At 67.4% G+C, this 12,510-nt stretch carries 8 protein-coding genes and 1 pseudogene; 4 read left to right on the top strand and 5 right to left on the bottom strand.

The window, feature by feature from the left end; genetic code table 11:
- Positions 1 to 237: pseudogene (locus ENSA7_RS04360) on the top strand (aldehyde dehydrogenase family protein); the annotation flags it as partial.
- A gap of 169 nt (positions 238 to 406) precedes the next feature.
- Here the strand turns inward: ENSA7_RS04360 and ENSA7_RS04355 are convergent.
- Both ENSA7_RS04355 and ENSA7_RS04345 read right to left on the bottom strand, forming a co-directional pair.
- A complete protein-coding gene (locus ENSA7_RS04355) occupies positions 407 to 1,243 on the bottom strand; it encodes a hypothetical protein (protein ID WP_181233126.1) in 837 nt (278 codons plus the stop codon).
- A gap of 172 nt (positions 1,244 to 1,415) precedes the next feature.
- Positions 1,416 to 2,498 carry a glycoside hydrolase family 25 protein gene (locus ENSA7_RS04345; protein WP_106087924.1) on the bottom strand — a complete coding sequence of 361 codons (1,083 nt, stop codon included), beginning with the start codon at positions 2,496 to 2,498 and terminating at the stop codon, positions 1,416 to 1,418.
- Positions 2,499 to 2,762: 264 nt separating this feature from the next.
- Here ENSA7_RS04345 and ENSA7_RS04340 point away from each other — a divergent pair, with 264 nt between their 5' ends.
- Positions 2,763 to 3,593 (top strand): hypothetical protein, encoded by an 831-nt coding sequence (locus ENSA7_RS04340; RefSeq protein ID WP_106087923.1) that lies wholly within the window; start codon positions 2,763 to 2,765, stop codon positions 3,591 to 3,593.
- A gap of 102 nt (positions 3,594 to 3,695) precedes the next feature.
- Here ENSA7_RS04340 and ENSA7_RS04335 read toward each other — a convergent pair whose 3' ends face one another.
- Both ENSA7_RS04335 and ENSA7_RS04330 read right to left on the bottom strand, forming a co-directional pair.
- Positions 3,696 to 4,499, bottom strand: a complete 804-nt coding sequence (locus ENSA7_RS04335) for a mechanosensitive ion channel domain-containing protein (protein WP_106087922.1) — start codon at positions 4,497 to 4,499, stop codon at positions 3,696 to 3,698.
- Entirely contained in the window at positions 4,496 to 9,886 is a 5,391-nt protein-coding gene (locus tag ENSA7_RS04330) for an amino acid permease (protein WP_106087921.1), read from the bottom strand. The genes ENSA7_RS04335 and ENSA7_RS04330 overlap by 4 nt, the downstream gene beginning before the upstream one ends.
- Positions 9,887 to 10,021: 135 nt before the next feature.
- Between ENSA7_RS04330 and gloB the strand changes: the two genes are divergently transcribed.
- Together gloB and ENSA7_RS04320 are read left to right on the top strand one after the other, a co-directional pair.
- The gene (gene gloB / locus ENSA7_RS04325) at positions 10,022 to 10,912 is read left to right on the top strand and encodes a hydroxyacylglutathione hydrolase (protein ID WP_181233124.1); all 891 of its coding nucleotides are present in this window, start codon (positions 10,022 to 10,024) and stop codon (positions 10,910 to 10,912) included.
- 32 nt (positions 10,913 to 10,944) lie between these two features.
- Entirely contained in the window at positions 10,945 to 11,574 is a 630-nt protein-coding gene (locus tag ENSA7_RS04320; RefSeq protein WP_181233122.1) for a DUF924 family protein, read from the top strand.
- A 13-nt stretch (positions 11,575 to 11,587) separates the two neighbouring features.
- Here the strand turns inward: ENSA7_RS04320 and ENSA7_RS04315 are convergent, their stop codons facing one another.
- Positions 11,588 to 12,505, bottom strand: a complete 918-nt coding sequence (locus ENSA7_RS04315; protein WP_146157315.1) for a hypothetical protein — start codon at positions 12,503 to 12,505, stop codon at positions 11,588 to 11,590.
- Positions 12,506 to 12,510 lie beyond the last annotated feature (5 nt).

The raw sequence follows: 12,510 nt of genomic DNA, 5'->3' as shown, positions 1-12,510 counted from the left end.
TTTCCGGGGAACACCCAGGCGGACGTGCAGAGCGGGATTGGGATGTCACATAACAATCTGCTGTGGGAGCCGCTGGAGAAGACGGTGATGGATCTGCCGTTTCGGATTCAGCCGAAGCCGCCCTGGTTTGTGGATCATCGGAATCTGCCGGCGATGGGGCGGGCGTTGGTGATGATGGAATTCAAGCCTGGGTTGGGGCGGCTGTTGCCGGTGCTCGGGGGGGCGTTGAAGGGGTAATGGCGCATGCGGTGAGTCCGCCGCGTTCGCCCCGCGACATCGAGAGCATGAAACGCCAAGAAGGTTCGACTCGAAAGAGTCGATCCTTCTCGACGGCGGCGCGACGTTCACGCCTCCTCCGCTCCCGTATCGGATGGGACCGACGCTGGGATGAGTCGGGCTCGCGGCGCTAGCCCTTAGGCTTGCCCGAGACGAACACGCCGATGTGGCCGTTGGGCTGGTCGATGTACAGATCGCAGACCTTCTTCCTGGCGTGGGTCACCCAGACAGCGTGCTCGGCGATGGTGTCGTGTCCGCCGCTAAACAGCGTCGCCTGCTCGCCCTCGAACTCGAAGGTCAAGCCCACGTCACGCTCAGCCATGCTGTCGTAGCAATCCGGCGTGCAAGCGTCGATGACCACACCGACTGGGATCGTGTCAAGCCCGATGCTTTCGAACGTTGTCGCGTAGTAGAAGGCGTGCCGCCCCGCGATCGCCAGGGTCTGATCGAGATGATCGAGGCGCCAGTCGACCTCCAACCAGTCGGTGTTGTAGGCGCTCGCGGTCAGGTGCAAGGTCGCGCCGACCTCGAAGTTCGGCGTCCACGGCTCGTTGAGCATGAGGTCAATGGTGATGGTTTCGTAGGACTGACAGCCCAGCTGGACCTGGGTCGCTGAGACGCTCGACACCGTGCAGTCCTCGTCGAGTTCATACACATCTTCCTTGGGCGAAGTCGTGAATGCTACGTTCTGCATCGGGCCTGCGACCAGGTTGCAACTCATGTTCGGCGGCGGGTCCACGCACACCTCGCACCAGCCGTCGTACGGTTCGCGGTCGCCGTCACCACCTTCTCCGTTGTCGTCGCCGTCGCCGTCGCCGTCGCCGTCACCACCGTCGCCGTCGCCGTCGCCGGTCGTGTCGCCATCGCCGTCGCCGGTCGAGTCGCCGTCGCCGTCGCCATCGCCGTCGCCGGCCGTGGCGTCGCCGGTCTCATCGACTGGGTTGTTCGGTGCATCGCACGCCCCCAAGACGAAACAGGCACCTAGGGTCAGAGAAAGTACGTGTTTAGTATTCACGACTGGTGGGTGCCACGAACAAAGCGGAGCGATCATGTTCGCGTGCAGATATTGTTCAGCCTCAATTAACTGCCGACGAAGGCGCCGCTTCTGGTCAATCCTCAACCCTGCACCGCACGCTCCGTCATGCGTATAGTTGCGTAGACAGTGGCAACCTCTTCCGCTCTATGGTGGCAACTGTGGTAGCACCGCGATTGCGCCGGCCTCGAGCGCCGGCTCGCTCCTCTTCGGCCCGCAGCGCTTGATTCGCGGGCGTACTGCGAGGAGCCGCGACACTGCCATTGAGCCTCAGTGCCGTGCAAACCCGGAGCGGACTTCGGGTTCGCGGTACTAGGTGCTTGACTGGAGGTCGGCGATCGCCGCGTCGATTAGGGTTCGTGCTTGGAGTAGCTTGGTCAGCGCTTGGTCGACCGGGGATGTGGTGCTGGATTGTTGGGGTGGGCGTAGGGGTTGGCGTCGACCTTGCCTTCGGGGTTAGCCAGCGATCGTAGCTTGGGTCGCCGAGCATGTTCAGCTGCGCCTCGCTGCCCCAAAATGCGTTGATGTCGACGGCGCCGCCGTTGGGGACCCCGGGGAAATTGCTGCCCGTCAATTGTTGATAGGTGTCACCTGAGCCTCCGCCGCTCCATTGCCAGAACACCCAGCGTGACCAGGGGCTGATGTTGGGGGCTGTGCCATTGCTGTAGTGAGCGATCCAAAATGGCAGGTTGGTCAGCCATGGGTCACCCTCGAAGTCGGCGGTCCAGGTGTTGGGGCCCGAGTAGATGATGACGGATCGGCGAAGCCTGGATTGTGTGGTTGTGATCCATGCATTGACCCAGGCCCGTTGGTCGGCATGGCTCAGCGAAGGCTTTTGCTCGTAATCGAGCACCGCCGGAAGCGTCTTGCCGTCGAACATCGGTTGGCCGGGGTTTACCTGGGCCTCGGCGGCGAGCACCAGATCGCAGAAGTAGCCGGCCTCTTGCTGGGCATCTTCGGCCGGGGTCATGCCGGGGCTTACCGACTCGGGGTACGCGAAATGGTAGGCGCCGCGCAGAATTCCGCGCTGGGCCAGCGCGGCCCAGTTCTTGGCGAAATGAGTATCCTGGGTGTTGTAGCCGATCGAGTTGCGTGCGACCGCAAACTTGATGTTGCCGTCGCGAACCGCCGCGTCCCAATCGTAGTCACCCTGATTGGAGGAGACGTCGACGCCCTGGCACGGGAACATGGAGACGCCACGGTGTTGCTGGCATCAACTCCGAGGTAAGGGTCTTGTCGGTCTCGCTGCTGCATCGAGTTGCAGGGTAGCTGAATACCCCGAGCGAGGGAACCCCACGTTTCGACCCCGCCGGGGAATTGGGCAGCTCTCGGGGCTTGCGCGAATGCTATGTGCGAACAGCACACACAGCGCGCGTTTCGCTATACATCACATTCTCGATCGCTCAGTGAGTCCTATGATTCCGTCTGCACCGTCAACCATCAGGGTTATGTCGTGTCGTTCGTCACGCGCCCGCACGTGGTTGGGGACACGCAGGCTGACTTCGACGACATCCTCTACAACGTCCTCGATGTCACCTCGGTCGGGGAGGCCGAGTCGGCCCGCGAGTCGGTGACGAGCTCCGCGAGTGATCCGAGCGCGGCGTGGTCGCCCTATGTGCTGCTCGAGTTTCCGACCGAGGTCGCGCCAGCGGCCATGCGGGTGATCGCAGCTCCGGTCCCGGGCCTCGATGGTGACCGCAAGCCCAACACCACGGCGATCGCTACCCGGCCCGGCGCGGCGGTCCGGGCGGTGTCGGTCGGCGACGATCTCTTCCTGTTTCGTCAGACCAAGGGCAGCGCCAACGACACGGTCTACATTGATCGCTTCCGGTTCGACCTCGGGCAGCTGCGGCTGGTCCCCGCCCGCGAGTCTCGGTTTGCCCGCAGCCAGCGGGCCGACGTCCCGGCCAGCGATCAGGACTCGCTCGACGTGCGTGCGCCCGACGGCGGCGAGTTCGTGGCCGCGACGGTGGCCCTGAGCCTCGACGCTCCGATCGACGACGGCTTCGCGGTGGTGCTGGTGCCGAGCGCCGACGACAGCGGCAATCGCTACTGGCACCTGTTCGTGGGCGCCTGCACCTCTACTACCAGCGCAGCGACAATCGGATCGGGGCCGCGCGCCTGTCGACCGAGGTCGCTCGCGCCCAGGAAGTCCTGTGCTGGAAACCTGTTGACGACCCTTGGCCTGGGCGCGAGCCGGCTGCAGCGGCAGTACTATCACGACCTGGTAATGGTCTACGTGCAAGCGCTGCTGGCCGAGGGAACCTCGCCGACCCCGGTCTGAGCCCGACCGCGGCTCGGCTTGGGGATCGTGACCCAGATCGCGAACCAGATCCCGAACCAGATCCCGTAGTAGCTCGGACCACCGAACCAAACACGCGCCGCGTCAGGCGGCGTCGTGCAGCCCGCGGCGCACCGCGGCCTCGATCGCCGGCCCGTGCTCGGGACCCAGCGCGAACACGTTGACCCGCAGGCCCCCGTCCGCGAGCGTCTCGATCTCGGGATCCCGCACCACCGAAGACCAGTGCGAGTGCATGGCGAGCCGCTTGATCAAGGTAATCGCCACCAGCGGATCCCCGGCCGGCAGCCCCACGTCGAAGCCATACCGGTAGATCCCTTCGACCTGGGGCGTGCGCACGATCGACCCACGCGAGAGCCGGGCGTAGGGTACGAACGCCTCGGTGCCGTCGTCGCACTCCAGCGTCAAGGTCCGGTAGCCCAGCCGCCGAACCACGCCGACCCGATCCTCCACGGTCACGCGATCCCCGACCTCGCACTGCTGCCCGGCCCGGATCAACATGCCATTGACGAAGTCCCGGATCGGAAACCACAGCACGCCGAACATGCCAAAGAACAGGACGGTCAGGACCACCGCGCTCTGGGCCTTGAACACCAGCGGGACCGCGAGCAGCAGATACACGAGCGTCGCGGTGGTCTCGAACACCGGGCGCAGTCGCGCCGCCGCGCTGCGCCGGGCCTTGCTCATGGGGATCACCGCGAGCAGCCGTCGCAGCGCCCCGAGCAGCGCGAACAGGGCGAACCCAAACACCACGAACGCGACGAGGCCGAGCCCGGTGACCGTGAGCTCGTCGAGCCCGTCGAACAGCGAGATGCCGAAGCTCTCGAGCCCGAGGCCGTCGGGGTTGGCGTCGCCGCCCTCGGGCGCGAAGCTGGCGGCCAGGCTGATCACAGGTACCCCCGCGCGCGCAGGCTCGCGACCAGCAGGTGCGAGACATAGTGGTTGAGCTCGACGACCCCCTGCTTGTCCTCGCTGATCAGCCCCATCCGCGCGAGCGTGTCCAGGGCCCGATCCAGCGCCGCGGCGTCGAGCCCGGTGATCCGCACCAGTCGCGCCCGGGTCAGCCGCTTGTGCAGCACGAACTGCAACAACAGGGCGACCCACTCGAGCTTGAGCCGCTCGAGCGGCTCGAGCGTCGGGGTCTTCGGCGAGCGCATCACCAGGTCCTCGCCCTCGAGCCGATCCACGTGGGTGATCCAGCTGTGCAGGGCGACCCCGACGTAGCCGGCCGAGTAGTCGAAGTGACGGGTGAACAGCCGCGCGCGGTTCCAGGCCGGGAGCTCGTCCTCGTCGCGGCCGTCGATCACGCCCCGCAGCCCGGTCGAGCGATGCCGGCCCTCGATCACGTCCTTGAGCTGCTCGGCGGTGAACGGCTGGCACTCGACCACGGCCAGGGCCTGATCCCCAAGCGGGACCGTGCGCGAGATGTAGCGATACGCGTGGACGTTGAGCTCGAGGATGAACAGCACCCGATCACCGTAGCGATCGATCAGCTCACTGAGCTGCTCGAGCACCGCGACCCCGCCCAGCGACCGCTCCCACCACAGCTCGAGGTCGTGGATCATGACCACGCTGCCGGTCGGGATCGCGGTCATGATGTCGTCCCAGCTACGGCTCAGCTCGGGGCTCAGCTTGAGCTCCTTCTCGAGCCGCGACTTGAACAGCGCGCCGTCGGCCGAGCCGCCCCGCGGCGGCAAGATGTTGTACTTGTTGCGCTTCTCGAAGTGCTTGCGGGCGGTGTAGCGGGCCAGCGAGGTCTTGCCGCTGTGGCCCTCGCCGACGATCAGCAGCGCGCCCTTGCGACCCTGCCTCCAGTTGCGCACGGCTCCGGCGATGTCGTCTATCTCGGCCTCGCGCCCGACCCAAAACTCCATGCTGACCCGGGCCTGACCCAAGAACGGCTGCGAGTAATAAAACGGCAGGGCGTCGAGGACCTCGGGCTTGGGGCTGTTGGCGTTGACGAACTCGAGCACCTGCTCGACCACGTTGCCGCGCTCGGCGGTCTGGATCCGCCGGGCCAGGAGCACGCCCGCGCTCCAGCGATACAGCAGCCGCACCAGCACGCGCTTGGACAGCCGCTGGGCCCAGCGGGTCGCCCCCCCGACCTTGGACAGCGCGCCGCCCGACTGCTCGTGGCGCACGTAGAGCTTGAAGCTGTCCTCCGAGCCGGTGATCACGTAGGCCTCGGTCCGATCGAGGATCTTGCCGAGCTGCGCGTCGATCCGATCGCCCAGGCTCGAGGCCAGGGTGCGCAGCTGCTCGAGCTCGCCGTCGAGCCGACCCAGCCCGTTGGCGATCACCGGCCCGACCCGCTCGGCCAGGCTCAGCTCGACGTCGGCGTGGGCGGCCTCGTACTCGGACAGGTTGAACGAGACCAGGTGCAGGACGTCCTGCGCGACCCCGACCGCGCGCTGCTCGGCCAGCGCGACCCGGGCGGTGTGCTCGCGCAGCCCCCCGAGGAACTCGGCCTGGACCATGAAGTCGACCAGCCGCCGCAGCGAGACCGTCAGCACCTCGGTCTCTTCGAACGGGTGATCCTCGAGATCCGTGAGCGCGTCGTCGCCGATCACCTCGATCGCGTCGGGCAGCTCGGAGCTGGCGGCCTGGGCCTCGCGGGCCAGCTCTTCGACCATGCGCTTGTCGTCGAACTCGCCGCCGAGCTCATGGGTGAAGCGCAGCTTGGCCAGCTCGACGCCGCCCTCGACGCTGCCCTCCCCGGCCTGCTCCGGCCCCGCCTCGATCGCCTTGCGGTACTCGACCAGCGACTCGCGCAGCAGCGAGGCCCCGCGCAAGATCCCCGCCTGGATCGTCATGGTCGTCGAGTCCTTGGTGCGCTCCACGATCGCCCGCAGGCGCTGCTGGAACCCGGCGTTGTGGAGCTCGAGCGAGGCGCGGTTGAGCACCAGCTGCCGGTTCTTGCGCCACACGGCCGCGGCCTCGAGCAAGCTGGCGTCGAGGCCCTGGGCCTGCTTGGGGACCCGACGGTGGTTGCGGATCACCGCCTGGACATCGAGCCGCGCGGTGTCGTCGGCGAACGCCTGAGCCAGGCTGCGCGAGGCGTGCAGCAGCTGATCGCGGCTCTGCTCGCTGCGCTTGAGGGTCCGCGCCAGCAGCTTGTCGAGCCGCTCGAGCACCAGCTCGCGGCGCTCGGCGATCCGGGCCGCCAGCTCTTGCTTGGCCCGCTCGCGCGGCGTGAGCGGCTCGTCTGGATCGAGCGGCGTGGTCCCCGAAGGCTCGAGCGACACGGTGCCCGACGGCTCCGACTTGACGCCGCCCTTGCTCGACCGCGAGGCCGGGATCTCGACCAGGCGCAGCGCGAATTCATCGAGGGCGTGGCGCGCCTCCGACATCGAGCGTCCGATCTCGAGCAGCACCTGGTAGCCGTCGAGCGCCATGTCGTTTAGCGCCAGCGCCAGCGCCGAGCGGCTGCGATAGCGCAGGTAGTAGCCATACAGCGGCGTGGCGTTGAACCCGTAGCTCAGCTGCGGACCCTGAAACAGGTGCCGGACTCGCAGCCGACGCTTGGCCCGACGCAGACTCCCGACATCCTCGGGGCTCGGCGCGAGCACCTGCGGATCGCGGGCGACCGTCAAGGTCTTGGGCGCCTCGCGCTCGATCTCGTTGAGCTGGGTCAGCCAGCCTTCGACCCGGTGCTCGAGCGCGTCGACCTGGGCCGTGAGTCGATCGCTCTCGAACTCGGACAGGGCCCGCCGGGCCTGAAACAAGAACCCGCTCTGGATCTTGTTGAGCTGCTTGCGCTGGCGCAGCAGGACCCGCTCGCCGAGCGCCTTGCCGAGCTGATCGAAGGCCCGATCCACGACCCCGCGCAGCTGCTCGATCAGCGCCGCGTCGTGGGCGTAGATCAAGCCCAGACACTCGGTGGAAAACTCGGTGGCGAGCTCGTCGTGGGCCAGCGAGAGCTCGCGCGCGGCGGCCTTGAGCTCGCCCGGCTCCGGCGCGCGCAGGGGGATCAGCTCGACCGCGTCGAGCTCGTCGGCGGTCAGCGAGCGCTCGCTGCGATCGTCGCGGACCCGAGACCCGCTGCCGTGACCGCCCCGACTCGCGTGCCCCACCCGCTGCAGCACCGGCTCGAACTGGCTCGCGCCGCGGGTCACCAGCACGCTGCCGATGTCGTCACACAGCTGATCGAGCGCGAGCATCTGCTCGGGGTGAGCGGCCAGCGGCCCGGCCGGGAGCCCGAGCACGACCAGGTCGGCGTCGCCCGACTCTTGCCGGACCCAGTCGTACAGCGGCCGGTTGCCGATCGCGTTGTTGAACACCTTGACCGCGCCCTGGATCCGGGCGTCGGCCAGCGCCCGCTGGGCCGACTTGAACAGCGCGTCACCGCGGCTGGGGTCGTCGTTGAGCAGCAAGAAGCGCAGCTCCGAGCGCCGCCAGTCGTCGGACATGCTCAAGAACCGGATCAGCGCCATCTCGAGCTCGAAGCTGCCCTGGGTCGGCGTCCACCACAGATCCACGCGGTTGTTGGTGCCGAAGTCCCGCTTGGGATCCCGGGCCAAGAGCAACAAGCTGAAGTCGAGGGCGACGAGCTCGTCGAGGGTCTTCGCAAACCCGGCCCGATCGTGGCGCTGCTCGGCCCAGTTGATCAGCACGGTGTTGGGCTCGAGCCCCGCGAACCCGTGAAACTGGGCGATCGAGCGGACCGTCGCCCAGGGATCCTCGGTCTCGACCTCGCGCGCGAACCGACCGGCGATCGGCGTGACCTCACCGTCGTCGTCGTCCTGGGCCTGGGTCTCGCCTTGCTCACCAGCCGCGCCGCCCTGCGCGGCCTCCTCGCGTCGATCTTTCGAGGTCCGCAGGCGAAAGTCCGTGAGCACGCCACGATCGCGGATCAGCTCGTTGCCAAACGCGAGCAGCGGGCCGTGATCCTGCAGCTCGCGCCAGCTGAAGCTCAGCACGTTGGGCCGCCAGCTGCGTTGCCCGCGGCCGCCCGCGTCGAGCTGTTCGAGCCCCCAGCGAACCAGCGACGACCACACCCCCGCCCAGGTGTCGCCGGACTCGAGCGCCAGCTCGCGCCGCTTGAGCCACGCGAACAAGCCAATGAACACCAGCGACGCCGCCGCGGTCGCGGCGATGTCCAGCTGGATCATCATGAGCACACAGACCAGCGCCCCGACCACGCTGAACGTGCGGGGGATCCGAAACTCGGGGCGAAAGTCGGTGCTCGCCCAGCTCTCGATCGCGCAGCTGAGGTTCAGGAACCCGTAGGTCGCAATGAAGAAGATCGACACCACGCGGGCGATCGCGTTGAGGTCGCCGATCAGGATCCCGGCCTCGCCGATCGCAAACGCGATCAACAACGCGCGCCGCGGCTCGTTGTCCTTGCCGTGGCCCTTGGCCAGCCACACCGGGGTCACGCGATCGCGCGAGAGCGCCTGCAGGATCCGCGGCGCGCCCATGATGCTGCCCAGCCCCGAGCTCAGGGTCGCCCCCCAGATCCCCGCGATGACCAGAAACCCCCAGCGGGCGTGATCGGCCAGGGCGTTGGAGTTGGTCTGCAGCTCGTTGACGGGGATCTTCCAGGCCAGGAACAGCGCCAGCGACACGTACACGACGAGGCCCGTGGAGATCGCCGCCATCGTCCCGACGGGGATCGACTTTTTGGGGTCGCGAAGATCGCCCGACATGTTCACCCCCGCGGTGAAGCCGGTGACCGCCGGGAAGAAGATCCCAAAGATCATCGCAATCGACGCGCCGTTCTCGGGGACCTTGAGGTGCATGCCCTCGGCGGGAGGCGCCCCTGGCGACAGCGCGATCGAGATCAGCGAGAGCGCGATCGCGCCCAGGATCACGTACTGGGTCTTGATCGCGAAGCTCGTCGAGATCAGCGTGACGACCGTCAGCAAGATGATCGTGATCGTCCCGCAGATCCGAATGTTGTCGATGTTGTGGCCATCGTAGCCAAGCTGGGCCAGAAAGCTCTCGCTGAACCCGATCACATACAGCGAGATCGAGAACGAGAGCCCCACGAACAGCGCGAGGCCCAAGGTGCCGCCGATCGGCAGACCCAGGCTGCGCGAGACGATGTAGTAGGGCCCGCCCGCGCCGACTTTCTTGTCGGTTGCGATCGACGAGATCGACAGCCCGGTCATCACCGAGATCAGGTGCGCGGCGGCGATGACACCGAGGGCGACCCACAGCCCGCCGTTGCCCACGACCCACGGCAGCCGCAGGTACATGATCACGCCGAGGATCGTGAGGATCGAGGGCGTGAAGACACCGCCGAAGGTGCCGAATTTCGTGGAGCGCTTGGCCATGGAGGCTAGAGCGCCAATTTACGCGGGCAACGGCGGCGCGGGCCAGCGATGCGCCCGTCTTTTTTGGCCGAGGCCCGCGGTGTCGGCCTTCGCTCGCTTGCGCAGGCGTTCAGCACCAGCCATGGTCACCGGGCCATGCCACACGTCGTGACCACCCCCACGCCCGCCTTCCTGGGCATGTCTGGCGCCGCAGAGGTCCACCAGGTGCCCGTGTGGACCGATAATTTTTCGTGGATCCTGATCTGCAAGCAGACCGGTGAAGCGGCTGTCGTCGACGGCGCGGAGGCCAAGCCCGTGCTCGACCACGTCAGCGCACGTCTGGCCCCTGCCGCGCGGCTGACCACGATCCTCACGACCCACACCCACCCGGATCACATCGGCATTCACCGGGATCTCGACAAGCAGGGCAAGCTCGCCGCCCTGCGCGTGGTCGGCAACCGTGAGCTCGCCCGCGTGATCCCGGGCCTGAACCACGGGATCGGCGAGGGGATCGGCGAGGGCGACACCGTCACGCTCGGCGCTCTGCAGGGCCAGGCGATGCTCACCGAGGGCCACATCGACGGCCACATCACCTACCTGTTCGACGATCTGTTGTTTTGTGGCGACACGCTGTTCGCCGGGGGCTGCGGCTATCTGTTCGATGGGCCCCCAGCCAAGATGCACGCCAGCCTCGCGCGGCTGATGACGCTGCCCGATCACGTCCGGGTCTGCTGCGCCCACGAGTACACCGAAGACAACCTGCGCTTCGCGTGGTCGGTCGAGCCGGACAATCAGGCGCTCGCCGATAGGATCCGCGCGGTGTGGGCGATCCGGGCCCGCGGTGAGTCGACCGTGCCCTCGACGATCGGCGACGAGCGAGCCACCAACCCGTTCGTGCGCTGGGACTCGGTCACGATCAAGCGCAGCGTCCACGCGGCCCTGCCCGACGCGCCGCTCGACACCCCCGCGCAGGTGTTCGCCGCGACCCGCCAGCTCAAGGACAAGAAGCTCTACAAGCAGTTGGACGACTCGAGTTTGCCGCGCTGACGCGACCCCCGGCGCTGCGGTATACGACTCACGTGACCGACGTCGACCGCGAGCAGATCGAGACTGTCCTTCGCTACTGGTTTGGCGAGCTAGATGGGCCCGCCGCCATCGACCCCAGCAAGAACAAGCTGTGGTGGGCCGGCGACGTCGACACCGACGCCGAGATCCGCGCGCGCTTCGGCGAGCTCGTGGGCCAGGCCATCGACGGGTCGCTGTCGCACTGGACCGCCACGGCTCGCGGGGCCCTGGCGCTGATCATCTTGCTCGACCAGTTCACCCGAAACCTGGGTCGCGGCAGCGCCAGGGCCTACGTCGGCGACGCGATGGCGCTCGCGGTGGGTGAGCAGGCGATCGCGCGCGGGCTCGATCAGCAGCTGCGCCCGATCGAGCGGGCGTTCATGTACATGCCGATGATGCACGCCGAGGACGTCGAGGTCGCGCGGCGCAGCGTCGAGGTCTTCACCGAGCTGTCCAACGCCGTCGCCGCGCTCGGCGTCGAGGGCTACCCAGACTTTCGCTCGCACGCGATCACCCACGCCGACATCGTGCTGAAATTTGGCCGCTACCCGCACCGCAACGAGCTGCTCGGCCGGCCCTCCACGCCCGAAGAGCAGGCGTTCATGGCCGACGGCGGCCCCAACTTCGGCCAGGCGAAGCGCTAGCGCGCCGACCCGATCAGAGTCCGATCAGATACGCGCGGTTGAGCCCGTAGTCGCCGTAGCCAGCCTCGAGCGTGCTGGGATCGAGGCCGCGAGGCGCCCCGCTCAACACCGGGGACTGGCTGGCCGGCCAGTTGCTCCAATCGAAGGCGCCGTTGAACCGGTAGACCTTGCCGTCCTCGAACCCAGCCCATTGTACCGACCAGTCCGCCTGCCCGAGCAGCTCTGGATCGGCGAGCACCAGCGACCACCGACGTGCCGTGCTGCTCTGCGGCGGTCCGGGGGGCGGTTCGTCCATCATGCCAACCGTCTGGTCGTAGTTCGTCCCCCCGTCTTCGAACACCTGATAGATGTAGGCATTGGGCACCGCGGTAAAGATCAGATTGCAGCTGCTGCTGCCGTTGATCGGCGGCGTGTAGGCGACGGAGTCGATCTCGACGTCGGCGATGATCGGCCAGCGATCCGCGATCGGCTCGGGCGACTGCCAGGTGCCCCCGATCCGCCGGTAGTACATGCCGTTCACCCCCCACACCAGCAGCTGATCCCAGACCTCGAGATAGGAGGTCGCCAGCGGCTCAACGCTGCACGGCGGGGCATTCGGACCCGTCCACACCAGATCCAGCGGCTGCGTCTCCCACGTGTCATTCGTCAGGTTGTGGCGGTAGAGGTAGCGCTCGCAGACGTCGCCGTCGCCATCGCCGTCTCCGTCTCCGGTGTCGCCGTCGCCATCACCTGGATCGCCGTCGCCGTCGCCGTCTCCATCACCGTCTCCGGGGTCGCCATCGCCGTCGCCGTCTCCATCACCTGGATCACCGTCACCGGTGGTCTCATCGTCGTTGCCATCGAGGCTCGAGAAGGTGTCGCTGCTGAGGGTCGCCTGCCCGGTCGAGCAGCCCACCAGGACAAATCCGGCAAGGATCAGAGGACGGCGCATCGGCG

The sequence above is a fragment of the Enhygromyxa salina genome (assembly GCF_002994635.1).
GTDB classification, from domain to species: Bacteria; Myxococcota_A; Polyangia; order Nannocystales; family Nannocystaceae; genus Plesiocystis; species Plesiocystis salina_B.
The sequence above is the reverse complement of the archived record's forward strand: the minus strand, read 5'-3'. Positions and strand labels throughout refer to the sequence as shown.